The following is a 24,808-nucleotide window of genomic DNA, read 5'->3' as shown; positions in this document are numbered from 1 at the left end:
TAAAGGGACTGCCGGCGAAGATGGCCAAATTGCCCAAATCTCCACTGGCAACCGGCGCCGGCCTTCGCCAAAACGCCACAGCGCATGACTGATCAAGATCCCTCGGCAGCCCCCGTGGCCGTGCCGGCCGACCTGGCCGCCCGCTATCGCCCGGCCGACCGCTACGGATTCGTGGGCGCCGCCGGGGCGCGTTTGCGCTATGCGGTCTGGAACGTCCCGGGAACTCCGCGCGGGACGGTCGTCGTCCTGACGGGCCGTGGCGAGTTCATCGAGAAATACGCGACCGAGATCGTGGGCGAGCTGCTGGACCGCGGCTTTGCGGTCTATGCCGTGGACTGGCGCGGCCAGGGCCTCTCCGACCGGCCCCTGCCCGACCGCGGCAAGGGTCATATCGACAGTTTCACGACCTACATGGCCGACCTGGCGCTGTTCCTGGAGACGATCGTCGCCCCTGCGGCCCCCCGGCCGGTCCTGGCGCTCTGCCATTCCATGGGCGCCCATATCCTCCTGCGGCACCTGGCCGAGAACGGATCGGGACCGCTGTCGGCCGGGGTCTTCGTGTCGCCGATGACCGCGCTCCGGCGCGAAGCCATGCTGCGCTCGATCCTGATGCTGATGCCCGAGGTACCGGCCGTCGAGGACCGCTACCTCTTCGGCACCGGCCCGTTCATCCTGCTGGCCCGCGAGTTCGCCTCGAATTTCGTCACCCACGATGAGCGGCGTTACCGGTTCACCGACCAATGGTTCACCGCCGATCCCCGCCTCACCCTGGGCGGCCCGACGATCGGCTGGTCGCGCCAGGCCGTGCGCTCGATGACGGCGGCGCTCGCCCCCGGCTACCTCGAGCGCGTCGACCTGCCGCTGCTCGTGATGACGGCCGGCGAGGATCGCCTGATCGACCCCGCGAACCACGGTCCCATCGTCGCCCGCATGCGTCACGCCGAGCATTTCACCATCGCGCAGGCGCGCCACGAAATCATGATGGAGACCGACGACATCCGCGCCCTGTTCTGGGAAGCCTTCGACCGGCTGGCGAGAAGCGTGCCCGGCGGATGACCGAACTGCAGATGCTGGTGGTCGCCGGTGCCTTCATCGTCGCCGGCATCGCCAAGGGCGCGATCGGCGTCGGCCTGCCGCCGATCGCCATCGGCCTGATGACGCTCGCCCTGCCGCTGGGCGATGCGCTGGCGATCATGACCATCCCGACCCTGACCACGAACGTCTTCCAGGCCCTCTATGGCCGCCGGTTCCTGGCGCTGCTGCGCCGCTTCGGCACGATGGCCGTGGCGGCGGTGATCGGCGTGATCGGCATGGCGGTCTTCATCGGCAAGCTCGGCTCACCCGGCACCGCCGGCTGGCTCGGCCTGTTGCTGATGCTCTACGCCCTGCTCGCCCTGTTCGCCTGGCGTCCCGTCATGCCGCGTGCCGCCGAACCGTGGGCCAATCCGCTGGCCGGCCTGGCGACCGGCGCCGTCACCGGCATCACCGGCATCGCGGCGGTGCCGTTCCTGCCCTACATGCAGTCGCTGCAGATCTCGAAGAACGAGCTGATCCAGGGCCTCGGCATCCTGTTCGTGGTCATCACCGGCGCCCTGGCCGCGGCCCTCGTCCAGCAAAACGTCTTCGACACCGCCAACATGATCGGGGGCGTCGCCGCCATCGTTCCCACCTTCATCGGCGTCTGGCTCGGCCAGAAGGTGCGCCATGCGGCCTCGCCCGAAACCTTCCGCAAGATATTCCTGTTCGGCATGCTGGCGCTTGGCCTGCACATGGCGCGCGGCTTGCTGTAGGGTCTCCGGCCATGCCCCTGCTCACCCACAAGGTCACCATCTGCGGCATCCCCGAGCTGCCGCTCCATTGCTCGACGGGCGTCAGCCACGTGCTGTCGATCATCGACACCCACGAGCCGCGCCCGCGCGCCCTCGACGGTTTCTCGAAGATCGACCACGAACTGATCCGCTTCGACGATGTCGTGGCGGAGTACCCGGGCTTCGAAGCCTGTACGCCGGCGCACATCGAGAAGCTGCTGGCGTTCGGCGAGAAGGTGCACGCCCATCCGAAGGGCCATGTCCTGGTCCATTGCCACGCCGGCATCTCGCGCTCGACCGCGGCAGCGGCCATCCTCATGACCCAGCACGCGCCCGGGCAGGAGGAAGCGGCCTTCCTGAAGCTGCTCGGCCTGCGCAAGCACGGCTGGCCGAACACCCGCATGGTCGAGTTCGCCGACCAGCTGCTGAAGCGCGACGGCGCGATGCTGCGCGGCCTCGTCGCCTACCGCCGCGCCCTGATCGAGGCCAAGCCGCACCTGAGCGAGGTCGTCCGCAACATCGGCCGCGGCCACGAGCTGCCGACGTAGCACAAATCGTGGGCCGGGCATCGGCACACGAAGTGTTCCGCGAAATCGCGCCAGCTGTGCCGAAGCGTGTGCCGCGCACCGCCGGAACCAACGTCGCTTCAACGACTTGGCAGTCCCCTCCGGCACAACGCCGATGCCGCTCCGGCGTGGCGCCGAATCGCGGAGCTGTTCGATAATTCACACCGTCGCGAACACCATGACCCGGGCTGCCATCGGCCACGAAAAAGGCCGCTCCGGGTATTTGAACCGGGCGGCCCTGCAGCAGATGCACGTCGTGGCGACGATAGAGGAAATATAGTGCGAATCCGGCTGAAGCTGTGAATCGCCAATCGCAAATCAGCCTCGCACATTTCGCCGGGCTGCTAGCACTGCCAGCATAGAGCCCTACCTCATGCTGAGGAGCCACGCGTAGCGTGGCGTCTCGAAGCATGGGCTACAGCATTGTTGTCGCCACCCTTCGAGACGGCGCTACGCGCCTCCTCAGGGTGAGGTATTACCGCCCCTTCATCGGCAGGCCGCCGAGATGGGTGCCGGCATCGACGATCAGGAATTCGCCGGTGATGTTGCTGGCGCTGGTGAGGAAGAAGATCACCGCCTCGGCCATCTGCTCGGGCGTGCCGGCCTGGCGGAGCGGCGTGGTCTCCTCCTGGGCATCGCGCAGCTTCTCGTAGTTCTCCTGGCCGAGCGCGCCCAGCAGCCAGCGGGTCTGGATGAAACCCGGGCACACCGTGTTCACGCGCACCGCTGGCCCGAACCAGCGCGCCAGCGACAGGGTCAGCGTGTTGAGCGCACCCTTTGAGGCCGCATAAGGGATCGAGGTGCCGACGCCCATGACGCCCGCGATCGAGGAAATGTTCACGATCGAGCCGCGGTCCTGGTGCTCGTCCCACTGCTTCTTCATCGTCGGATAGACGGCGCGGCTCATCATGTAGGGGCCGGTGACGTTGACGCGCAGGATGCGGTCGAAGTCCTCGGGCGTGACTCCGTCGAGATCGCCCTGGCTCTGGAACTTGGTCGTGCCGGCATTGTTGACCAGGCCATCGATGCGGCCCCACTTCTTCAGGGTCTCGGCCGCGAGCTTGCGGCAGTCGGCATCCTGGCCCATGTCGGCCTGCACCAGGATCGCCTCGACGCCCTTGGCCCTCACCGCGGCATAGGTCTCGTCGGCTTCCTTCTTGCTCTTGGTGTAGTTGATCGCGACGTTCCAGCCGCGGCCCGCCAGGTCGACCGCGCATGCCGCGCCCAGCCCGGTGGCCGAGCCCGTCACGATCGCCACCTTGTTCGTCTTCGCCCCGTTCGACTTCGCCCTGTTCGTCGTCGCCATGTCGTTTTCTCCCGATATCTCGCGGCACCCTTCATAGGCTAGGATGGCACCCCATGGCAGACCTGTTTTCGCTGAAGAACCGCGTGGTGTTGCTGACCGGGGCCTCGCGCGGCCTGGGCCGCGACATGGCCCTCACCCTGGCCGGCGCCGGCGCCACGGTGCTCTGCGCCGGCCGCACCGTGAAAGAGCTCGAGGCCACGGCCCGGGCCATCGCCAGGAAGGGCGGCAAGGCCCATGTCGTGCCGCTCGACATCACCGACGAAGACGCCGTGCGCGCCCAGGTGCGGGCGATCATCCGCAAGCACCGCCGCATCGACGTGCTGGTGAACAATGCCGGCGTCATCCACCGCCAGGACATCGTCGACACCGAGACCGCTGATTTCCGCAAGGTGATCGAGACCGACCTGATCGGGCAGTTCGTCCTGTCGCGCGAGGTCGGCCGGCACATGCTGGCGCGCGAGTACGGGCGCATCGTCAACATCTCCTCTGTGATGGCGATCCTGGGCCGCGCCTCGGTGGCGGGCTATGTCGCGGCCAAGCACGGGCTGGTCGGCCTCACCAAGAACCTCGCCGCCGAGTACGGCCCGCACGTCACCGCCAACGCCATCGCGCCGGGCTACATCCGCACCGAGCTCAACATTCCGCTGCAGCGGAACAAGGATTTCAACGCCATGCTGGAACAGCGCACCGCCGCCCAGCGCTGGGGCAAGCCGGAGGATCTGCGCGGCGCGCTGCTGCTGCTCGCCTCCGACGCCGGCGCCTACATCACCGGCCATACGCTGGTGGTCGACGGCGGCCTGACGACGATTCTGGCGTGAAACTGAGGGCGTAGGCACCATGTCGGGCATTCCGCGTTGGGTATTCCTGCTGCTGGGCGCCGGCCTGATCCTGTTCGGCATCGCCGCCTCGCAGGGCTGGATCCGCGATCCGTCGCTCGCCAAGGCGGATTATCTCGGCACCACCGACGTCTCGGCCGAGGACGCCAGGCTCTACCGCGCGGTGCCGTTCGAATGGCGGGTGACCAGCGCCGCCGGCGCCTTCAAGGGCAACGACACGGCCCATATCCGCATCGACAGTTCGGGCGAGCGCGCCATCCTCTGCGGCTGGATCAGGCTCGACAAGGCCGGCGCCTCGATCCGCGCCACGCGCTGGCTGAGCGAGGCGCGGCTTGCGGTCGGCGACCTCAAGGTGACGGCGCTGTTCATCGCCCCGGTCGACAAGACGCCGGGCGACGGGCTGAACGCCGGTTGCCTGCGCCTCGACGACGGCGCCAAGCCGGCACAGGACGCGCCGCTCGCGCTTGAAGGCCAGCCGGTGCGCGAGTAGCGCGCCATGCCTCGCATTTTCCCGATGAACGACTGAACTGGTCCGTGCCTGTTTCAATTGGGCTATAAGATCGACCAGGCGATGTCCGGACAGGACCATAAAGTTTGAGGGGGGAGAATCGTGACAAGTGGCTTCCAGAATGCAGACCGTTACGAACAACTCATGGGTCGCTGGAGTCGCCGGCTGGCGCCGTCGCTGATCAGGTTTGGTGGCCTTGGCGAAGGCGACCGTGTGCTCGACATGGGCTGCGGTACCGGCAGTCTGACTTTCGCGCTGCCGGCCTTTGCCAACGTCGCGTCGGCCACCGGGATCGACCTGACGGAGTCCTACATCGCGGCCGCTCGCGCGAGAAGCACCGATGCCCGCTTCACCTTCGACGTCGGCGACGCCTGTGCCTTGCCATATCCGGATTCGTCGTTCGATCGCGCCTTCTCGTTGCTGGTGCTGCACTTCATTCCCGAAACGCGAAGGGCAGTCGAGGAAATGCGCCGGGTCGTCCGGCCCGGCGGCACGATCACGGCCGCCGTATGGGACGGTTATGGCGGGCAACCTTTCGCGCGCATCCTTTGGGACATCGCCGGCGTGCTTGACCCGACGCTGCAGCGGCCCCTTTTTCGGCCCCTCAACGGACCCGGCGAGATGGAAAAGCTGTGGCTAGATCTCGGCCTGCGCGATGTCGAGCAGGTCAGCTTGCTGACCCACATGGAGTTCCAGTCCTTCGAGGACTATTGGGCGCCATTCGCCAGTGGCGAGGGACCCCATGGCCAGTATGTCGTTAAGCTGCCGGATGAGAAGCGCGAAATCCTGCGGGAGCATGTGCGCCGCGCCTATATCGCTAATCGTCCCGACGGCCCTCGTTCCATGGTGGCTGTCGCCTGGGCCTGTCGTGGCACGGTGCCGGACTGAGCGACCAAGACGCGCGGGCGCGGGCGCTCTACACGGCGCAATGTCGGAAGGGTCGCGATATCTACAATGACCGCTCTTCATCAGGCATGGGCGGCCGTACAGCCCAGGCTAAAGATACTGGAGCCATTGCCTCTTTCTTCCGGACAGTGGTCTCTCATTAAACGCTTGCATGACAATTTCAATGATCGCGAAGCGCATACGCACTTGCCGATACCCATTGCCCGCTTCTGCGAGGCTGCACGCAAAGCGATCCATGAACAGGCGAAGCAGTTCGACGATGTCACCACCGTAGCCGTCGATGACAGCTGGCGTGTTGAAAAATTTGGCGGCGGCACGCCCGACACGATGGCCAATCATGCCCGCCTCTATAACGACGACGTCGATGAGATGATGGGCGTCCTCGTTCCGGCGGCGCGCTATCGCAAGGGGCATTATTCTTACGGCAAGTTCACGGCGCCCCAACCGCATGGCCTGCACAGCGACCATAGTGCGGAGGATCCTGCAGCCGCGGGAGAACCGATCTGTATCGGCCGGATCGAAACCCTGGGAACGCACTACCTTGCCGGTGACTACAAGGCGTATGACGCCGAAACGCAGAGCATGCTCACGGCATTGAGATACTGGATTGCCGTTCCCGAGGGCGAGCCGGAAAGTGTCTTTGATGAGCTGTTGAAGCGGGAGACGTTAAAAACCATTCCGGTCAATCACGTCATGCTGATGGTTGCGGGGAACGGTTCGGGAAAGTCTCAAGTCACGCAACATATCGCCGCCAGGCCGCCCGACGGCGGATTGCATTCGGCTTTTTTTCAGAGGCAACACAAGCTCACCTAAGCCTTCATCACCCAACGCGCCATCTCTTTCGAGGTTCCGGTTACGCGTCGACGTTGGAACGCTTCGAGACTGGATGCGGGGACCCTAAAGAAACACCGCCGGCTTGCCGCCGAGCAGGACGTGGCCCACCGCCTCGCAGTGCGCGCCGCGCGACTGGATCTGCTGGCTGAGCGTATGCCCGGCACGCGCCACCGGAGTCGCGCGCGCCGGGTACCTCCCGCAAAACGCCACCATCTTGCCGATTGACCCTATGGCACCAACGGCTTGATCACTTCCTGGCCCTTGATCGAGAACTTGACGATGTCCTTCGCATCGAGATTCATCTTCATCAGGTCGACCGAGCGGATCTGGCTGTTGGCGCGGGTCCGGATATAGAAGCGCCTGGCCTTCAGGTCGTTGGCGCTCGTCCACAGCGTATAGTCGGCCACGACGTTGCCCTGCGCGTCCTTCTTCTCGTCGCGCGCTGCCCCCTTGGGAATGTCGAAATTGTTGAGGATGTGGAAGGCTTCCAGGACGGCCTCGCCGCCCGTCGCCGATTCCAGGATCGACTGGGTGAAGGCCACCGCGCGGACGAAGCGCGAAGGCGGCGTGAAGTCGCCCGGTATGCCCAGCATGCCCGACCCCTGGCCGAGGGGCTCGAGCTTGACCTTTCCCAGCATGACCGGTGGCGCGTTGTAGATGGAGAAGTTCAGGTAGTTCCGGAGATTGGTCATGTGCCAGTCGAAGGCCGGCGAATTGGTGATGACACCTAGCGGATTGTCGGAAACGGTGAGCTTGCCGCCCACGTATTCGATCACGATGCTCTTGCCCGAGGCGTCGTGCACGATGTAGTGGACCGGCGGTGCGAAGCCCCAGGCCTTCAGCACCACGGCCGGCAACACGATCTTGGCGACCGCTGCGCGCGCCTCGTCGACCGAGGCCGCGGTTTCCAGCAGCCACGAGCCGATCTGCCACGGCGCCATCGTCTTGGCGGCGTCGGCCGCGGTGTAGGGCATGTAGCCGGCCGTGCCGGGGAAGTAGAAGAGGCCGACGGCCAGCCCCTTTTCGTTCAGCCCGTCGAAGATGTAGGGCAGGCCGGCGCCGTTGGCGCCGACACTGGCATACTTCGTCGTCCACTCGAGTCCGGCCTTGCCGTCCGGCGTGTCTCCTCTGCGGGCGAAGCCGCGCGGCACGACAATGACTTCCGAGTCGAGATCCAGGGCGAATTCGAGCGTCCGCGCATGGACGACCGACCCGTCCGTGGCCTTGAGAAAGATGCCGGTGCAGGCTTCGGCCGCCGGCGCAAAGGTCGGGAACAGCAGGCTCACGATGCCGGCCGCCGCGCTCAGGCGTTTCATGCTCGAACTGGGCCGCATGGCTTTTCCTTTCCGTGGACTTCCAACACCCCTTTGTAGTCGATTGGACCCTACGGGAACACCGCCGGTTTGCCGCCGAGCAGGACGTTGCCTACCGCCTCGTAGTGCGGGCTAAAATATCTCGCGGGGGAGAGGAACATGACGGGTAGTCACGGAATGCCATTGCGGCCGTGCTTCAGGAAGGCCGGACGCGTGCTGAGGCGCTCGTAGTAGGCGTCCACCGCCGGGAACGACGGCCGCTCGATCGGCGTCATGAACCAACGGTTGACCGACAGGCCGATCGGGATGTCGGCCAGGGTGAAGCCGGCACCGGTGACGAACGCGCCCGTCGCCACCAGTCGCTCATCGAGGATGGCGAGCATCCGGGTCCAGTCCTTGATCGAAGCCGCGATCTGGCGCGGATCATCGAAGGCCGGGTTCTTGCGCACCACGGCCATGAAGGCGTAGCGCCACGCCGAGTTGAACTCAGTCGCCTGCCAGTCGATCCACTTTTCGACCTCGGCCCGCGCCCGCGGCTCGTGCGGCAGCAGCGCTGCCGATCCGTAGCGGCCGGCGAGGTAGCGCAGGATGGTGTTGGATTCCCACAGCACGAAGTCGCCGTCGACGATCACCGGCACCAGGCCGTTGGGATTCTGCGCAAGCTCCGCCCCCTGCTCTTGATGCTCATAGGGCAGGTCGATCTCCTCGCAGGTCCACAGGATCTTGCGGACGTTGATCGAACTCGCCTTGCCGAGAATCCGCAGCATCAGACCTCGTCGACGCCGTACGCCCGGCGCATCGCCTTCACGCCTTCCTGATGCGGCGTCCACAGCCGGCCGCCGACCACGCCACCGTCGACCACCAGGTCATGGCCGTTGATGAAACTCGAGTCGTCGGAGGCGAGGAACACCGCGGCGTTGGCGATGTCGTCGGTGATGCCGGCACGCGGGATCGGCTGCATGGTGGCCATCATCTTCTTGGCCGCCTCGGCGTAGCCGTCGGCCTTGTCGGGTGCGACGCCCAGCGCCTTGGCGAAGATGCCGGTGGCGATGCCGCCCGGCGAGATCGAGTTCACCCGCACATTCTTCTCGCCGAGCTGCATGGCGGTGCAGACCGTGAGGTGGTTCACCGCCGCCTTGGCGGCGCCATAGATGATCGAGGTCGAGTAGCCGGCGCGGCGGCCGGCGATGCTGCCGTTGTTGATGATGCTGCCCGAGCCCTGCTTCATCATGATCGGGGCCGCGTGCTTGATGCCCAGCATCACCGAGCGCACCAGCGTCGCCATCGCGGCGTCAAAGCCCTCGACCGGCACGGTCTCGATGCCGCCCACCGGCGCCGGTCCGCCGGCATTGTTGAACAGGCAGTCGAGCCGGCCCCATTTCGAGAGGCAGGCCGCGAACATCGCCTTGACGTCGGCTTCCTGGGTGGCGTCGGTCCTCAGGAACAGGCAGTTGTCCTTGCCGAGCGACGCTTCGAGCGTGCGCCCCAGCTCCTCGCGGCGGCCGGTCGCCAGGACCTTGGCGCCCTCCTTCACGAAGATCTCGGCGGTCCTGCGGCCGATGCCGCTGGTCGCGCCTGTCACGATGGTGATTTTGCCGTCGAGCCTGCCCATGGTGTTTCCTTCACTTGCACATCATTGCCTCAAGGCTATCGCATATAGCCTTCCTCTGCCCCCGCGAAGCGGGGGAAGTGCCCCCGCAGGGGGCGAAGGGGGGTCAGAAGCATCAATGCATCGCGCGCCTATGACCCCCTCCGGCCTTCGGCCACCTCCCCCGCAAGCGGGGGAGGAGAAGTGAAGAGCCATAGCCCTGCGGGGGAGGAATATCGATTTCGAGCATGATACACCATCGCCAGCAAGGAGAAGCGGATGACAGTATTAGGCATTCTTGGCGGCAGCGGCGTTTACGATATTGCGGGCCTCAAGAACGCCGAGTGGCGCAGGGTCGCCTCGCCCTTCGGCGAGACATCGGACGAATTCCTGTTCGGTGTCCTCGACGGGCTCGATGTCGTGTTCGTGCCGCGCCATGGCCGCGGCCATCGCCATTCGCCGAGCTCGATCAACTACCGCGCCAATATCGATGCGCTGAAGCGCTCCGGCGTCACCGACATCCTCTCGCTGTCGGCCTGCGGGTCGCTGCGCGAGGATCTGCCGCCCGGGCATTTCGTCGTGGTCGACCAGTTCATCGACCGCACCTTCGCGCGCGAGAAGAGCTTCTTCGGCGAAGGGCTGGTGGCGCATGTCTCGATGGCGCATCCGACCTGCAACCGGCTGGCCGAGGCGGTCCACGACTGCGCGCAGAAGGCGGGCTTTCCCATAAAGTTCGGCGGCACCTATCTGGCGATGGAGGGGCCGCAATTCTCGAGCCTCGCCGAATCGAAGCTCTACCGGAGCTGGGGCTGCGACGTCATCGGCATGACCAACATGCCGGAGGCCAAGCTCGCCCGCGAAGCGGAGATTTGCTACGTGACCGTGGCCATGGTCACCGATTTCGACTGCTGGCATCCCGACCACGGCCATGTGCAGGTGGCCGACATCGTGCGCGTGCTGCTCGACAATGCCGAGAAGGCCAAGACGCTGGTCAGCATGGTGGCCCCGCGGCTCAAGGCAACAAGGCCCGCGCCCTGCCCGCACGGCTGCGACCGCACGCTCGACCATGCCCTGATCACGGCGCCTGCGGCGCGCTCGGCCGAGATGGTGGGCAAGCTCGATGCCGTCGCGGGACGTGTGTTGAAGCAATAGACCTCATGCTGAGGAGCGAGCGACGCGAGCGTCTCGAAGCATGGGCAACAGCATGACTGGTCCCACCCTTCGAGACGGGCGCTGCGCGCCCTCCTCAGGGTGAGGTGAGTTCGTGTCGACCGGAAGAAATCAAATCACCGGCGCCAGCCGGTGGGCGACCTGCGAGGCGTAGCGCGCCGCCACGGCCAGGAAGGCGCGGAAATCGAGATGGCTTTCGGCGCCGGCGAGGTCGCTGAGGCAGCGCACGTTGACGACCGGAATGTCGGCACCCCAGCGATGCGCGACCTGCGCCACCGCGCCGCCTTCCATCTCGACGGCCTGCGCCTTGAACTCGGCATGCAGGCGCTGCCGCGTGCGCTCGGAATTGACGAAAATATCGCCGGTCAGGATCGTGCCGAAATGGATCGCGGGCGTGCGGCGGCCCGCGCCCACGGTTTCCGGCAACGGCTCCAGCACGAGGCCCGTCAGCGCCTCGCGCAGGCGCGCCGCCAACGGCCCGGCCAGCGGATAGCCCGGCGTGGGATCCTCGCCCAGCGACGGCCGGCTGCCGGGCTGGATGGTGAGGAAGCTGTCCTCTTTCAGCACGCCGTAGTCGTGCTGGGTGTTGCCGATGCCGACCACGACATCGCCGACCCCCAGCGCCGGATCGAGGCCGCCGGCCACCCCGCACAGCATCAGCGCCCGGCAGTCGAAACGGTCGAGCAGCAGCGTCGTGGCGATGGCGGCATTGACCTTGCCCGCCCCCGATTCGACGAACACCGCGTCGCGGTCGGCGATCCGGCCGCGCCAGAAGGGCAGCCCGCCGATCAGGCTCTGCTCGCCCGAGAGGTCGGAGAGATGGGCCAGCTCTTCGGGAAGGGCTGAAATGACGCCCAAAAGCCTGTTTGCCATGGTCGAATGGGTTATAAGGTCGCCGCTCCCATGTCCATGACCCTCCCCGACCTCACAACTCTTCGCGACGCCTGCACAGTCTTTGCCCGCGATGCCGCCCGCGAGATCATGCGCATCTATGCCGGCGACCTCGGCGAACGCACAAAGGCCGACAAGAGTCCGGTCACCGACGCCGACCATGCCGCGGAAGTCATCATCGTGGCCGGCCTGCGCGCCCTCACACCCGGCCTCCCGGTCGTGGCCGAGGAGGAGATGGCCGCGGGCCACGTGCCGAAGATCGACACCAGTCAATCGGGGGGTGGTCCCTTCTGGCTGGTCGACCCGCTCGACGGCACCAAGGAATTCATCAAGAGGAACGGCGAGTTCACGGTGAACATCGCCCTGATCGAGAAGGGCCGGCCGACGCTCGGCATCGTGCTGGCGCCCGCCACCGAGACGCTGTGGCGCGGCGCGGCGGGCCTCGGCGCCGACAAGCGCGAGCGTGATGGCGCCTTCACGGCGATCACCACGCGCCCGCCGCCGCCGCAGGGCCTGACGGCCTGTGCGAGCCGCAGCCACGCGATCTACAGCGACCTCGACATCTGGTTCCGCAACAACAACCTCACGGTCGCCGACCGCGTGCAGGCCGGCTCCTCGCTGAAATTCTGCCTGATCGCCGAAGGCAAGGCCGACATCTATCCACGCTTCGGCCCGACCAACGAATGGGATACTGCCGCGGGCCAGGGTGTGCTCGAAGCTGCGGGCGGCGAAGTGGTCACCACCGACGGCCGCCCCCTGCTCTACGGCAAGCCGCGTTTCTCCAATCCGCATTTCATCGCCCGGAGCACGGCGGCGCGATGAAGCTCGTCGCGCCGACCGCGCAGTCGGTCGCCGAGGCGGCGCAGTTGCTGCGCGACGGCCGGCTCGTCGCCTTCCCGACCGAAACGGTCTACGGCCTGGGCGGTGACGCCACCAACGAGCGCGCGGTCGCGGCGATCTTCGAGGCCAAGGGTCGGCCCGAGTTCAATCCCCTGATCAGCCATGTGCTTGGATCGAATGAAGCCAAGCGCTTCGTCCGCTGGAACGACACCGCCGACCGGCTCGCGGCGCGCTTCTGGCCGGGACCGCTCACGCTGGTGCTGCCGCGCAGCGAAGGCTCGCCCATTTCCCTGCTGGCGACGTCCGGGCTCGACACGGTGGCGATCCGCGCGCCGTCGCATCCCATCGCACAGGCGCTGATCCGCGCCGCCGATCGGCCGATTGCCGCGCCTTCGGCCAACCGCAGCGGCGCCATCAGCCCGACACGCGCCGAGCATGTCGCCGAATCGCTGGGCGAACGCGTGCCGCTGATCCTCGATGGCGGACCCTGCCTGGTCGGCGTCGAATCGACGGTGCTCGATCTCACCGGCCCGACGCCCACCCTGCTGCGACCGGGCGGCGCCACCCGCGAGGCGATCGAGGCGGTGATCGGACCCATCGCCGTGAGCGATGCCCTCCCTTCCGGCGACTCGGCGCGCAAATCGCCCGGCCAGCTCGAAAGCCACTACGCGCCGGCGCGTCCGGTGCGGCTGGGGGCCAGCACCGTCGGCGCAGATGAGGGCCTGCTGGCCTTCGGGCCCACGGTGCCCCAGGGCGCGATGCTCACCTACAATCTCAGCCCGTCGGGCGATCTCGCGGAGGCAGCCGCCAACCTGTTTGCCCAGATGCGGCTGCTCGACCGGCCGGGCATCGGCCGCATCGCGGTCATGCCCATTCCGGAAACGGGCCTCGGCCTTGCGATCAACGACCGGCTGCGCCGGGCGGCAGCGGGTGACGGCACCGGCCGGCGCGGCTAGTCTGGGACAAAATCAGAGGAAACGATGCCCGATACCATCATTGCGCCCGTCATTCCGACCGCTCCGGTGACCCCCGCCGTCCTGGAAGCGCTACGTACCATCGTGGGCGACAAGGGCCTGATCCTCGACGAGCAGGGCAAGCAACCCTTCGTCACCGACTGGCGCGGCACGAACATCGGTACCGCCGCCGTCGTGGTCCGCCCGGCCAACACCGAGGAAGTCTCCAGGGTCGTAAAACTCTGCTTCGACAACGGCATCGCCATCGTGCCCCAGGGCGGCAACACCGGCCTGATGGGCGGCGCCACGCCGTGGCCGACCCACTCGGGCATCCTGCTGTCGCTCGGCCGCATGAACCATGTGCTCGACGTCGACCCGGTCGGCTATTCGATGACCGTCGAGGCGGGCTGCGTGCTGCAGACCCTGCAGGAGACGGCGGCCGGCCACGACCGCTTCTTTCCGCTCAGCCTGGGCGCCCAGGGCTCGTGCATGATCGGTGGCAACCTATCGACCAACGCCGGCGGCGTGCAGGTGCTGCGCTACGGCAACGCCCGCAACCTAGTGATGGGCCTGGAAGTCGTGCTGCCCAACGGCGACGTGTGGAACGGGCTCCGCTCGCTCAAGAAGGACAATACCGGCTACGACCTGAAGCACCTGTTCATGGGCGCCGAGGGAACGCTCGGCATCATCACCAAGGCGGTGTTGAAGCTGTGGCCCGCGCCCAAGGACGTCTGCACCGCCTGGCTTGCCATCCGCGACCCGCAGGCGGCCATCGAGATCCTGTCGGAGGCGCATGCCGCATCGGATGACAACGTCGGCTCGTGCGAGCTGATGAGCCGCGCCTGCACCGACATGGTGCTGCGCCACATTCCCGGCACGCAGGACCCGCTGAAGGCCGACACGCCGTGGTTCCTGCTGCTCGAATGGTCGTCGTCGCGGCCCAAGGCCGAGGGCGCGGAGGGCATGTCGGACAAGATGGAGCAGTTCCTGGGCGAGCAGCTCGAGTCGGGTCGCGTGCTGGATGCGGTGATCGCGCAGAGCGAGGCGCAGGCGCGCAACATGTGGGTCATCCGCGAATCGGTGGCGCCCGCCTCGCGCGCCGAGGGGCCGGGCCTCAGCTACGACATCTCGGTGTCGATCTCCAAGATCCCGGCCTTCATCGAAAAGGGCATAAAAGCCTCGCTCGATATCCTGCCCTCGATCCGGCCCTACCCGCTCGGCCATATCGGCGACGGCAACCTGCATTTCTCGTTCATGGGGCCGAAGGGCATGGACCGCGAGACGCTGAAGCAGTATTCGCCCGCCATCACCCGCGCGGTGAACGACCTGGTGCGCGACATGGCGGGTTCGATCTCGGCCGAGCACGGCATCGGCATCGACAAGATCGACGAGCTGGCGCACTACCGCTCCAGGATCGAGCTCGACACGATGCGTTCGCTGAAGCGCGCGCTCGATCCGAAGAACATCATGAACCCAGGGAAGATTCTCCGGTTGTGAGCGACTTTGTCGACAAGCTGCGCGCCCTCGTCGGCGACAAGGGCCTGATCACCGACGACGCCGCCAAGCATCCCTATCTCACGGACTGGCGCGACAATTATCTCGGCACTGCGCTTGCCGTGGTGCGGCCCGGCTCGACCGAGGAGGTCGCAGGAGTGGTCAAACTCTGCGCCGCCGAAAAGGTCGCCATCGTGCCGCAGGGCGGCAACACCGGCCTGGTCGGCGGCGGCATGCCGCATGAGGACGGCCGCGAGATCGTGCTGTCGCTCACCCGCATGAACCGCATCCTCGAGATCGACGAGATCGGCTACTCGATGACGGTCGAGGCGGGCGTGGTCCTGAAGACGATCCAAGAGACGGCCGCCGCCCACGACCGCCTGTTTCCGCTCAGCCTCGCCGCCGAGGGAAGCTGCACCATCGGCGGCAATCTCTCGACCAACGCCGGCGGCGTGCAGGTGCTGCACTATGGCAACACGCGCCATCTCGTGCTCGGCCTCGAGGTCGTGACGCCGTCGGGCGAGGTCTGGAACGGCCTCAGGGCGCTCAAGAAGGACAATACCGGCTATGACCTGCGCGATCTTTACCTGGGCGCCGAGGGCACGCTCGGCATCATTACCAAGGCGGTGCTGAAACTCTGGCCCAAGCCCAAGGACGTGGCGACCTCGTGGATCGCCGTGCCGTCGCCCCAGGCCGCCGTCGACCTGCTGAGCGGCGCCCATGCCGCCAGCGAGGACAACGTCACCTCCTGCGAGCTGATGGCGCGGCAGGGCGTCGATTTCGTCCTGAAGCACATTCCCGGAGCGAACGATCCGCTGGCCGAACGCCACGACTGGTACGTGCTACTGGAATGGTCGTCGACCCGCGCCCGCCGCGAGGGCGCCAACAAGACCGGCCTCAGGGAAAAGATGGAGACCTATCTCGGCGAGGCCATGGAACAGGGCCTCGTGCTCGACGCCGCCATCGCCCAGAACGAGGCCCAGGGCCGCGCCTTCTGGGCGCTGCGCGAAAACCACTCCGAGGCCCAGAAGCGCGAGGGCCCGTCGATCAAGCACGACATCTCGGTCGCGGTGAGCAAGATCCCCGCCTTCATGACCGAAGGTCTCGCCGCCATGAAGAAGGCCCTGCCCGACTGCCGGCCGGTGCCGTTCGGCCATGTCGGCGACGGCAATCTCCACTTCAACTGCCAGTCGCCGCCGGGCTGGGACAAGAAACGCTTCAGCGACTACGGCGAGGCGATCAGCGGGGCGGTCTACGATCTCGTGGTCGGCTACGGCGGCTCGATCTCGGCCGAGCACGGCATCGGCCGGCTGAAGGTCGACGAACTCGCCCACTACCGCAGCAGGATCGAGCTCGACACGATGCGGTCGATCAAGCGCGCGCTGGATCCGCAGAACCTCATGAACCCGGGCAAGATCGTCCGCGTCTAGGGCTCAGCGCGGCGGGGTTTCGTCCCGCTTGTCGACGATCTCGTATTGCACGTCGGTCACCTGACGCATCTCGCGCGGCGGCGCTTCGGCCGGCGGCGTGCGGCCGAACAGGCCGGCGATCCAGGTCTTGGCCTTGAAGGCCAGGATGGCGACGAGCACGACCGCCGCCACACCCGCGATCACGGCGAAGCCCAGAACGGCCAGCACGACGAAGCCGATCAGCCCGATGATTGCCTGCAGCCACACCCGCGCCGGCAGCCGCGCCAGCAGTTCGAGGAACTGCTTGCCGTTCATCCTGCCGTTCACGGCGCCCAGCGCTTCTCGAAGTCCCAGACCTCGGGGAAGCCCATCAGCTCATGCATGTCGCGGTACTGCGGCGTGGCCACGTCGATGCTGGTGCCCTTGGCCTTGAGATGCGACCAGGCAAGGCGCATGGCCTCGGCGGCAACGCTGAAGCCCAGGCCCGGATAGATCGCAAGATCGAAGCCCCATTTCTTGAGTCGCGCCACTTCCACCCGCGGCGTCTTGCCGAACTCGACCATGTTGGCGAGCAGCGGCTTGCTCACCTCCTTGCCGATGCGCTCGAGCTCGGCCTCGCTCTCGGGCGACTCGACGAAGATCACGTCGGCGCCGGCCGCCTCGTAGAGCGCGGTCCGGCGCAGCGCCTCATCCAGACCATGCGCCGTGCGCGCATCGGTGCGCGCCACGATCATCGTTTCCTCGTGGCGGCGCGCCTCGACCGCGACCCGGATCTTGAGCACCATCTCCTCAGCCGGCACGACGCGGCGGCCCGGCGTATGGCCGCACTTCTTCGGCATCTCCTGGTCCTCGATCTGGATCGCGGCGACGCCGGCCGCCTCGTAGCCGCGCACCGTGCGCCGGACATTGAGCAGCCCGCCGTAGCCGGTATCGGCGTCGGCGATCAACGGCGTGGCCGTGATCGAGCAGATCATCTCGGCGCGGCCCACCATGTCGGAATAGGTGGCGAGCCCCGCGTCGGGCAGGCCCAGCATCGAGGCCGTGGCGCCGTAGCCCGTCATGTAGAGGGCGGGAAAATCCATCTTGTCCGCCACGCGGGCCGAGATGCCGTCGTAGATACCGGGGGCCAGGATAAATTCGCCCTTCGCCAGCCGATCGCGCAGCGCGCGCGCCTTCTCATTGCCCGCCATGTCGGCCTCCTCGCGCGCGAATTCGAAAACGACCGGGGAGCAGCGATCGGCGGTCGTCTGACCCGTCGACCGCCGCTTCGCGGATCAGACCGTGACCGGCTTCAGATCGCTGGACCCGGAGGCCTTGCAGAAGGTCGTGGTCTCGGTCGTGGTCTGGCCGTTCTTCGTTGCGGTGAGCTCGATCGGCCGGCAGGTGCTACCGTCGGCACGGCTGGCCGGCGGGCCGACGGGCTTGGCGGCGACCACAGTCGCCGGCGTCGATGCGGATTGATTGGAGGTCTTCTCGACCGTGTAGGTGGTCGGCACGTTGGTTTCGGCTACGAAGGCGGTTTGTGTCGCTTGCGCGAGCCGCGCCCGCTCCTGGTTGTCGAGCGCCCGGCCAACGAGATTGCCGGCCAGCGCACCCACCAGAGCGCCGCCCACGATGCCGCCGGCGCTGCCGAAGGCCAGACCGCCGACAGCACCACCGACCGCGGCCCCCATGACGGTGCCCATGGCCTGGTTGGACGGACCGCCGCTTTCGCTGGTCGTGCAGCTTGTCACGAGACCGAGCGCCGCCACGACGCCGATCAGCTTGACGAGGAATCGCGACCGCATGGCCGCACGGGGGCTCGGCATGGCAACTACAGCATTCATCGCGCGCATCTCCGTCGGTATTCAGGTGGCTTTATCATAGCCCATAAGTTCTGGTTCTTGCCACGGGCTTCATCCTCGGCGTCGGCATAGGCCCGCGGCGCGTCGCAGGAGGCCAGGACCAGCCCGCCGCGGACCAGCGCCAAGGCGAGATCGACCCGATCCGAGTCCGGAATGTCGGCCAACGGATCCTTGGCGTCGAGCTTGGTGACCAGGCAGCGATAAAGCGGCGTGCCGTCGGTCAGGCGGTCGGTCTGGCGGCAGCGCAGGTTACGCGGCTTGGCGGCCAAGGCGTTGACCCCGGCCTGGCGCAGGCCGGGCTCATCCACGACATCGACGCCCTGCAGCCGGATCTCGGCGGGATTGTTGCGCAAGGTCAGCAACATCAGCGTCTTGCCGAAATGATCGAACTGGCCGGCAACCAGCTCGGCCGCCTTGCGTGCGTCGTCCTCGGCCTTGCGCTGGGCCGCGGCTTCGGCCGCAGCCTTCTGCTGCGCTTCGTCGTCGGCCCGCTTCTTCTCCGCAATCTCGGCCTCGACCTTGCGCCGAGCGTCGTCCTCGAGCTGGCGCTTTGTCGCGGCGTCGGCCTCGGCCTTCTGGCGCGCCTCCTGCTCGGCCTTGAGCTTGGCGTCTTCCTCGGCCTTGCGTTGTTCCGCAGCTTCCTTTTCGGCGCGGAGCTTCTGCGCTTCCTCCTGGAACTTGCGTTTCTCCTCTTCGGCCGCTTCGGCGGCCGCTCGCGCCTTGGCCATCTCAGGATCCGGCCCGCGCATGGCCGTCGCGTAGTAGCCGCCGCCACCCAGGGCAGCGACCAGAACCACGGCCAGAGCGATCCAGAGGCCCGTACGAGACTTGGGCGCCGGCCCCCCAGCAGATGCCTCGCCCGACGTTGGCGTCAGCACGGACTGGCGGCCAGGCACGGGCGGTGGCGTTTTTGCCATCATCATCGTGGCGTCCGCAGCCGGCGCCGCGGTCATCCCGAGGATAGGTCGCCAGCCGGCGATCGACTGTGGCCGGTCGCGGGCAGCCACAGTAAGGCCGGCGTCGATACCGGCCAGGAGGCCCGGCGGGAATCCCTTGGGCATCAGCCGGACGAGCGGCTCGTAGCCGTCGTCCAGCATGCGGTCGAACGCGCTGGGCGGCGTCTTGCCGGCAATGGCGTGATAGAGCGTGGCGGCGAGACCGTAGATGTCGGTCCATGGCCCCTGCTTGGCCGACGTCATCTGCTCGGCGGCGGCATAGCCCGGCGTGAAGATCGCCGTCATCGCCGAGGTCCGCCCGACCATCGCCTCGCGTGCTGCGCCGAAATCGATCAACGTCGGGTCGCCGGCAGCATTGAGCAGGATGTTGGCGGGCTTGATGTCACGGTGCAGGAAGCCGGCACTATGGACCTGCTCCAATCCGTCGAGCAGCGGCCACAGGATGCGGTCGACTTCGTCAGGCGTGAGCGTGCCCTGGCGCTGCAGCCGATCCTCGAGCGTTTCACCGCTCAACAACTCCATGACGATGTAGGCGGTGCCATTGGCTTCGAGGAAGTCGAACACATGCACGATGGCCGGCACGCGGTGCAGCGTCGCCAACGTCCGGCCCTCGGTGACGAAGCGATCGCGGCCCCAGCCGAAGTCGTCGGCCATCTTGGTCGTTCGCGGCAGGACCGTGGCGCCATCCTGGCGGACGGCCAGCGCCGAGGGCAGGTATTCCTTGATCGCAACTTCGCGGCCGAGCTGGATATCGCGCGCGCGATAGGTGATGCCGAAGCCGCCCTGGCCGAGGACGGAGACGATCTCGTAGCGGCCGATGGTCTGCCCGGCGCGGAGTGCGACGTAGTCGATGTCGGGCACTTCGCCCGTCTGCGGGGTCACGGGATCGGTCATGGCCGGTGCCTGCCCTAGACCTGCCGGATCACGAGGTCGACGTCGCCGATGCGAAGCTTGCTGCCGGCATGAAGCGCCACCGGCGCACCGGCCGCCAACGCCACGCCATTGATGGCAGTGCCGTTGGTCGAGCCGAGATCCTCAACCTGCAGAGCCTCGCCCGCGAGGCTGAGCCGGGCGTGACGGCGCGACACCGTGGCGTGCGGCACGACGAGCTCGCACTGGTCGGCGGAGCGGCCGATCACCATGCCCTGTGGTTGGGTCACCAGCTTGTCGAGGGCGACGTCGAAGGCATGCTTGCGACCGGCCGAATCGGGCCCTTCGAAGCGCAGCGTGATCTGCGGCACCATCCGGGTCGTCGTGCCGACCGGCGCCTGCCGGGCGTGGCGCACATGGAAGATCTGGACGGCGCGGCTCACGTTCTTCAGCTGCTGGTCGCCGCCGTCGGCGAAAGTGTACTCGACCTTGAGTTCGACCAGGTCACGTACGGCGCGAGACACGGCGATGCCGCCGGGCTCGGCCAGTGCCTGGATGCGGGCGGCGAGATTGACGCCGTCGCCGAAGATATTCTGGTCCTCCTCGTCGATGATCACCTCGCCCAGGTGAACGCCGATGCGGAACATCATGCGCTGGTCGGCCTGCAGGGCCTCGTTGAAACGCGCCATCCGCTCCTGGATGTCGATGGCGGCCCCGACGGCGGTCACCGCCGAGGCAAACTCGGCCAGCATGGCATCCCCCGCCGTGCCGACCAGCCGCCCCTGCGACGCCTCGATGGCCGGCCGCCAGACCTCGATCTGAGCCGATTTCAGGTGCCGGAAAGTACGCGTCTCGGCACCCTCCATCATGCGGGTGAATCCGGCGAGATCGGCATGGACGATGGCAGCGAGGCGGCGTTGCATGATGGGCTCAGTTTAGCGGCCAAATCTCGACTGCGCGCGCCTCGGCGAGATATTTGGCCGTCTGCGGCGCCACGTCGCCGAGCGGCGCCATGGCCGGGCCGGCGGGCTCGAGGGCGACATATTGCCGGGCCTGCGCGCGTACCGTCCGTTCGCCCGGCCGGGCGGGCAGATCGACACCGAGAACGGCGTGGCCCGGCATCACGATGACCGCCAGCTTGCGCCACGGCGTGTAGGTCCGCAGGACCGCCGCCAGCGCCACGGCCTTGCTGTCGCAATCGCCGCGGTTCTTCGCCAGCAGGGCGGGACCGGGCAGGAAGTCGCCACCACGCCGCCCGGCGTCTCCCAGGGCGGCATAGGGGACCTGCTGGAAGAAGGCGAGCGCCAGGGCCACCCGGGCCCGGTCATCGTCGGCGATGCCCGGTGTGGCCCCCAGAGCCTTGGCAACCGTACGCATTGGCTCCTGCAGGGCACGGGTGGCCGCGGCGAAATCGACCATGATGCGGCCCTCGTCGAGGCGCTGGCGCAGATGCCGGGCGAGATAGGCCTTCTGCGACCGAGTGAAGCGCTCGTTGAGGTTCCTGACCAGGGCTTCCTGGGAAGCCGGGTCGCGCGCCTTCACGCTCCAGCTCAGACGGTCGCCCGTCCGGCGGATCTCGATCTGCGCGCCATTGCCGAACCGGGCCGTCTCGTCGCGCAAATTCGTCGCGATATCGTCCCACATACCGTCGAGGCTGAAATCCTTGAACGAGGTTTCGGCCTCCCTGATGTCCTGGCGGGTGAGAGTAAAGGCCGTGGCCTGCTCGCGGCGCTCGAGATCGCGCCAGCGGTAGCTCAGGCGTTCGTCGCCGCTGCGCGTGACGCGCGAGAAATCGAGCTGCTGTGCCTCGGCGACACCGCTCCACAGGATCGACAGGACGAGGGCAAGCCGGCCCAGCCGCATGTCAGCGTCCCTTGAAAGCCGGCGTGCGACGCTCGCGCAGCGCCGCCAAGCCCTCCTGCAAATCTTCCGAGCTGGCGCAGGTCTGTGCGCTCTCGCGGATCGACGGCATGTCCGGCGCTGCCTGGGCGAACTGCTCGATCGCGCGCTTCATGCCCGCCATGGAGAGCGGCGCCAGCGAAGCGAGCTTGGCGGCCTTCTCGTCGACTTTGGCCGTGAATTCCGCGCGTTCGACCAGCCAGTCGAGATAGCCGACGGCCAGCAACTCCGTGTCGGCGAAATCCTCGGACAGCAGAAAGGCGCGCTTGGCGAAGCTCGGGCTCACCTTCTGGGTATAGCGACGCAGGCCACCCGGATAGTAATGCAGGCCGAAACGGGCTGCCGGCATGAAGAACTTCATGCCTCGGACGCCGAGACGGAAATCGCAGGCCAGCGCCAGGTCGGTCGCGCCGCCATAGACGCCGCCATTCAGCGCGCAGAGCGTCGGCATGCGCATCGCCTCGAGGCGGTCCATGACCTTCTCGAAACTGTCGTCGTTGGCCGACTGCGAGCGCCGCTCGTTGGCCGAGATCGAGCCGAGGTCGTAGCCCGAACAAAAGGTCTTCTCGCCCGCGCCGGTGATCACGGTCACGCGCACGGCCGGGTCGGAATCGGCCTTTTCGATGGCTGCGCGCAATGCCCGCAGACCGGCCGGATCGAGTCGGTTGTGCTTGGCGGGATCGTTGAGCGTGATGGTGGCCCGGGGACCGTCGATGGTGAGCAGGACGGTGGCAAGCTGAACGGTATCGGTCATGTTGCCCTCAAGGTACCTGAGCCGGTCGCCAAAAGCGACGGGGCGCGGCATATTGCGGCCCGGAGGAAAACACATGACTTACACCGCCCCGCTCGCCGACATGCGTTTCGCGCTGCGCGAAGTGGCCGGTCTGGCACGCGTTTCGACGCTGCCCGGTTACGAGCACGCCACCGACGACACGGTCGATGCCGTGCTGGAGGAGGCCGCCAAGCTCGCCGGCAACGGCCTGGCGCCACTCAACCGGGATGGCGACAAGGTCGGCGCCAGGCTGGAGAACGGCATCGTCCGCACCGCGCCGGGCTTTACCGGCATCTACAAGGAATTCGTCGCCGGCGGCTGGAACTCGCTGCCCTTCGACCCGGAATTCGGCGGTCAGGGCATGCCGTGGCTGCTTGCAACCACGGTGCAGGAGATGTGGCAGGCGGCCAACATGGGTTTCGGCCTGGTACTGCTGCTGAACCAGGGCGCGATCGACGCCATCCATCATCACGGTTCACCCGAACAGCGAACCATCTACCTGCCAAAGATGATCTCCGGCGAGTGGACCGGAACGATGAACCTGACCGAACCGCAGGCCGGCTCCGATCTTGGCCAGCTCAAGAGCCGGGCGGTCCGCGATGGCGATCACTACCTCGTCACCGGCCAGAAGATCTTCATCACCTATGGCGAGCACGACCTGACGGAGAACATTGTGCACTTGGTGCTGGCCCGCACGCCCGATGCGCCGGCCGGGGTTCGTGGCATCTCGCTGTTCATCGTACCGAAATTCCTGGTCGGCGCCGACGGCGCGCCCGGCAAGCGCAACGATCTGCGCTGCGTGTCCCTCGAACACAAGCTCGGCATCCACGCCAGCCCGACCTGCGTGATGTCGTTTGGCGACGACGGCGGGGCGGTGGGCTACCTGGTCGGCGAGGAAGGCCGTGGACTGTCCTACATGTTCACCATGATGAACAACGCCCGCCTGTCGGTCGGCATCCAGGGACTGGCGATCGCCGAACGTGCCTATCAGCAGGCCGCAGCCTTTGCCCGCACGCGCGTGCAATCGAAGGACGACGGCAGCCCCAGACCGGAATCGGTGCCGATCGTCCATCACGCCGACGTGCGGCGCATGCTGATGACCATGCGCGCCCAGATCGAGGCGATGCGGGCGTTGGGCTATTACGCGGCGGCCGGCATCGACGGCGCCCTGAGGCACCCCGACAAGGAGGCCTCCCGGAAGACGCAGGACCGGGTCGACCTGCTGATCCCGATCGTCAAAGCCTGGTTCACCGACCTCGGTAACGAGATCGCCTCGACCGGCGTGCAGATCCATGGCGGCATGGGCTTCATCGAGGAGACCGGCGCGGCGCAGCACCTGCGTGATGCCCGCATCCTGCCGATCTACGAGGGCACCAACGGCATCCAGGCGCGCGACCTGGTGGGTCGCAAAGTGGCCAAGGACGGCGGTGAGACCATGTTGGCGCTGGTGGCCGAAATGCGCGGCCTGGCCGACGAGATGAAGGCCGCCCCAGGCGACGATCTGGCCGCGATCCGCGCGGGTTTGCTTGCCTCGGCTGATACTCTTGAAGACGCCACGAGGTGGGTGGCGCAGTCAGTAAAGGCAGATCTGGTGACGGCGCTCGCGGGTTCGGTGCCGTTCCTGCGGCTGGCCGGCACGGCGCTCGGCGGCTGGCTGCTGGCCCGCAGTGCCCTGGTTGCCCAAACCAGGCTCGCCACGCGCGATGGCGATCCCGCCTTCCTTGAAGCCAAACTGATCACGGCGCGCTTCTACGCCGAAGTCATCCTGCCGCCGGCGCTGGCCCAGCTCGGACCGCTCAAGGCCGCCGGCCGGACGGTGTTCGCGCTCAAGGAGGATCAGTTCTGACTCCGGGCCTGATCGAGCTGACGCCGGACGAAGCCCGCGCCGTCGCCGGGCGCTTCGACCTGGCCGCGCTGGAGCGCGCCTTCCTCGACGATCCCTTCCCCACCTATCACGCGCTGCGCCGCTTCGCGCCGCTGAAGCGCCTGCCCGACGGCAGTGTCTTTCTCTCACGCTACGCCGATGTCGCGGTCTGCTACCGCGA

General features: G+C 67.1%; 26 protein-coding genes. 13 read left to right on the top strand and 13 right to left on the bottom strand.

All coding sequences use genetic code 11. From position 1 onward, the window contains the following. Positions 1–84: 84 nt before the first annotated feature. The 3 genes from EPO55_RS11770 to EPO55_RS11760 are packed head-to-tail and all read left to right on the top strand — an operon-like array spanning position 85 to position 2,356. Positions 85–1,056 carry an alpha/beta hydrolase gene (locus tag EPO55_RS11770; RefSeq protein ID WP_296336997.1) on the top strand — a complete coding sequence of 324 codons (972 nt, stop codon included), beginning with the start codon at positions 85–87 and terminating at the stop codon, positions 1,054–1,056. Continuing rightward, positions 1,053–1,790: a sulfite exporter TauE/SafE family protein gene (locus EPO55_RS11765; protein ID WP_296336995.1), complete on the top strand. Its 738-nt coding sequence runs from the start codon at positions 1,053–1,055 to the stop codon at positions 1,788–1,790. Before EPO55_RS11770 ends, EPO55_RS11765 begins: the two co-directional genes overlap by 4 nt. A gap of 11 nt (positions 1,791–1,801) precedes the next feature. Then, positions 1,802–2,356 (top strand): protein-tyrosine phosphatase family protein, encoded by a 555-nt coding sequence (locus tag EPO55_RS11760; RefSeq protein WP_296336994.1) that lies wholly within the window; start codon positions 1,802–1,804, stop codon positions 2,354–2,356. A gap of 493 nt (positions 2,357–2,849) precedes the next feature. Here the strand turns inward: EPO55_RS11760 and EPO55_RS11755 are convergent, their stop codons facing one another. Continuing rightward, positions 2,850–3,680, bottom strand: coding sequence for an SDR family oxidoreductase (locus EPO55_RS11755; RefSeq protein WP_296336992.1), 831 nt, complete (start codon positions 3,678–3,680; stop codon positions 2,850–2,852). 53 nt (positions 3,681–3,733) lie between these two features. Here EPO55_RS11755 and EPO55_RS11750 point away from each other — a divergent pair, with 53 nt between their 5' ends. The 4 genes from EPO55_RS11750 to EPO55_RS11735 all read left to right on the top strand — a co-directional run bounded on the left by EPO55_RS11750 (position 3,734) and on the right by EPO55_RS11735 (position 6,743). Then, complete coding sequence (locus tag EPO55_RS11750; RefSeq protein ID WP_296336990.1) at positions 3,734–4,498, top strand: SDR family oxidoreductase; 765 nt, start codon at positions 3,734–3,736, stop codon at positions 4,496–4,498. A 19-nt stretch (positions 4,499–4,517) separates the two neighbouring features. Beyond that, entirely contained in the window at positions 4,518–5,006 is a 489-nt protein-coding gene (locus tag EPO55_RS11745) for a hypothetical protein (protein ID WP_296336989.1), read from the top strand. Between the two features lie 120 nt (positions 5,007–5,126). After that, positions 5,127–5,912, top strand: coding sequence for a class I SAM-dependent methyltransferase (locus tag EPO55_RS11740; protein ID WP_296336988.1), 786 nt, complete (start codon positions 5,127–5,129; stop codon positions 5,910–5,912). Positions 5,913–5,978: 66 nt separating this feature from the next. Then, positions 5,979–6,743, top strand: coding sequence for a hypothetical protein (locus EPO55_RS11735; RefSeq protein WP_296336987.1), 765 nt, complete (start codon positions 5,979–5,981; stop codon positions 6,741–6,743). 84 nt (positions 6,744–6,827) lie between these two features. Here the strand turns inward: EPO55_RS11735 and EPO55_RS11730 are convergent, their stop codons facing one another. The 4 genes from EPO55_RS11730 to EPO55_RS11715 form a co-directional block, all read right to left on the bottom strand. Further along, positions 6,828–6,977, bottom strand: coding sequence for a hypothetical protein (locus tag EPO55_RS11730; protein ID WP_296336986.1), 150 nt, complete (start codon positions 6,975–6,977; stop codon positions 6,828–6,830). 14 nt (positions 6,978–6,991) lie between these two features. Continuing rightward, positions 6,992–8,098, bottom strand: coding sequence for a choloylglycine hydrolase family protein (locus tag EPO55_RS11725; RefSeq protein WP_296336985.1), 1,107 nt, complete (start codon positions 8,096–8,098; stop codon positions 6,992–6,994). A 149-nt stretch (positions 8,099–8,247) separates the two neighbouring features. Further along, positions 8,248–8,844 carry a glutathione S-transferase N-terminal domain-containing protein gene (locus EPO55_RS11720; RefSeq protein ID WP_296336984.1) on the bottom strand — a complete coding sequence of 199 codons (597 nt, stop codon included), beginning with the start codon at positions 8,842–8,844 and terminating at the stop codon, positions 8,248–8,250. Further along, a complete protein-coding gene (locus tag EPO55_RS11715) occupies positions 8,844–9,689 on the bottom strand; it encodes an SDR family oxidoreductase (protein WP_296336983.1) in 846 nt (281 codons plus the stop codon). The genes EPO55_RS11720 and EPO55_RS11715 overlap by 1 nt, the downstream gene beginning before the upstream one ends. A 255-nt stretch (positions 9,690–9,944) precedes the next feature. Here EPO55_RS11715 and EPO55_RS11710 point away from each other — a divergent pair, with 255 nt between their 5' ends. Further along, positions 9,945–10,817, top strand: coding sequence for an S-methyl-5'-thioadenosine phosphorylase (locus EPO55_RS11710; RefSeq protein ID WP_296336982.1), 873 nt, complete (start codon positions 9,945–9,947; stop codon positions 10,815–10,817). 129 nt (positions 10,818–10,946) lie between these two features. Here the strand turns inward: EPO55_RS11710 and EPO55_RS11705 are convergent, their stop codons facing one another. Further along, the gene (locus EPO55_RS11705; RefSeq protein WP_296336981.1) at positions 10,947–11,708 is read right to left on the bottom strand and encodes a 5'-methylthioadenosine/S-adenosylhomocysteine nucleosidase; all 762 of its coding nucleotides are present in this window, start codon (positions 11,706–11,708) and stop codon (positions 10,947–10,949) included. A 30-nt stretch (positions 11,709–11,738) separates the two neighbouring features. Between EPO55_RS11705 and cysQ the strand changes: the two genes are divergently transcribed. From cysQ to EPO55_RS11685, 4 genes are read left to right on the top strand one after another with little or no spacing between them, the layout of a single operon-like run. Beyond that, positions 11,739–12,548, top strand: a complete 810-nt coding sequence (gene cysQ / locus EPO55_RS11700) for a 3'(2'),5'-bisphosphate nucleotidase CysQ (protein WP_296336980.1) — start codon at positions 11,739–11,741, stop codon at positions 12,546–12,548. Continuing rightward, positions 12,545–13,522, top strand: coding sequence for an L-threonylcarbamoyladenylate synthase (locus EPO55_RS11695; protein WP_296336979.1), 978 nt, complete (start codon positions 12,545–12,547; stop codon positions 13,520–13,522). Before cysQ ends, EPO55_RS11695 begins: the two co-directional genes overlap by 4 nt. 24 nt (positions 13,523–13,546) lie before the next feature. Further along, the gene (locus EPO55_RS11690; RefSeq protein WP_296336978.1) at positions 13,547–15,016 is read left to right on the top strand and encodes an FAD-binding oxidoreductase; all 1,470 of its coding nucleotides are present in this window, start codon (positions 13,547–13,549) and stop codon (positions 15,014–15,016) included. Beyond that, complete coding sequence (locus EPO55_RS11685; RefSeq protein ID WP_296336976.1) at positions 15,013–16,443, top strand: FAD-binding oxidoreductase; 1,431 nt, start codon at positions 15,013–15,015, stop codon at positions 16,441–16,443. Before EPO55_RS11690 ends, EPO55_RS11685 begins: the two co-directional genes overlap by 4 nt. A gap of 3 nt (positions 16,444–16,446) precedes the next feature. On the opposite strand, the gene EPO55_RS11680 is transcribed toward EPO55_RS11685, so the two are convergent. The 7 genes from EPO55_RS11680 to EPO55_RS11650 all read right to left on the bottom strand — a co-directional run bounded on the left by EPO55_RS11680 (position 16,447) and on the right by EPO55_RS11650 (position 22,745). Further along, positions 16,447–16,749 carry a hypothetical protein gene (locus EPO55_RS11680; RefSeq protein WP_296336974.1) on the bottom strand — a complete coding sequence of 101 codons (303 nt, stop codon included), beginning with the start codon at positions 16,747–16,749 and terminating at the stop codon, positions 16,447–16,449. Continuing rightward, complete coding sequence (locus tag EPO55_RS11675; RefSeq protein ID WP_296336973.1) at positions 16,746–17,612, bottom strand: isocitrate lyase/PEP mutase family protein; 867 nt, start codon at positions 17,610–17,612, stop codon at positions 16,746–16,748. Before EPO55_RS11675 ends, EPO55_RS11680 begins: the two co-directional genes overlap by 4 nt. A gap of 84 nt (positions 17,613–17,696) precedes the next feature. After that, the gene (locus tag EPO55_RS11670; RefSeq protein WP_296336972.1) at positions 17,697–18,230 is read right to left on the bottom strand and encodes a glycine zipper domain-containing protein; all 534 of its coding nucleotides are present in this window, start codon (positions 18,228–18,230) and stop codon (positions 17,697–17,699) included. Positions 18,231–18,244: 14 nt separating this feature from the next. Continuing rightward, on the bottom strand, positions 18,245–20,116 hold the full coding sequence (locus EPO55_RS11665) for a protein kinase (RefSeq protein WP_296336971.1): 1,872 nt from the start codon (positions 20,114–20,116) through the stop codon (positions 18,245–18,247). A 14-nt stretch (positions 20,117–20,130) separates the two neighbouring features. Beyond that, positions 20,131–21,015 (bottom strand): adenylate/guanylate cyclase domain-containing protein, encoded by an 885-nt coding sequence (locus tag EPO55_RS11660; RefSeq protein ID WP_296336970.1) that lies wholly within the window; start codon positions 21,013–21,015, stop codon positions 20,131–20,133. A 7-nt stretch (positions 21,016–21,022) separates the two neighbouring features. Then, complete coding sequence (locus EPO55_RS11655; RefSeq protein ID WP_296336969.1) at positions 21,023–21,955, bottom strand: hypothetical protein; 933 nt, start codon at positions 21,953–21,955, stop codon at positions 21,023–21,025. Between the two features lies 1 nt (position 21,956). Then, positions 21,957–22,745, bottom strand: coding sequence for an enoyl-CoA hydratase/isomerase family protein (locus tag EPO55_RS11650; RefSeq protein WP_296336968.1), 789 nt, complete (start codon positions 22,743–22,745; stop codon positions 21,957–21,959). Between the two features lie 73 nt (positions 22,746–22,818). On the opposite strand from EPO55_RS11650, the gene EPO55_RS11645 reads away from it, so the two are divergent. Then, a complete protein-coding gene (locus EPO55_RS11645; protein ID WP_296336967.1) occupies positions 22,819–24,609 on the top strand; it encodes an acyl-CoA dehydrogenase in 1,791 nt (596 codons plus the stop codon). The last annotated feature ends 199 nt before the right edge of the window (positions 24,610–24,808 follow it).

Source organism: Reyranella sp. (assembly GCF_004296935.1).
GTDB lineage: Bacteria > Pseudomonadota > Alphaproteobacteria > Reyranellales > Reyranellaceae > Reyranella.
This window is presented reverse-complemented; position numbering and strand designations above follow the sequence as displayed.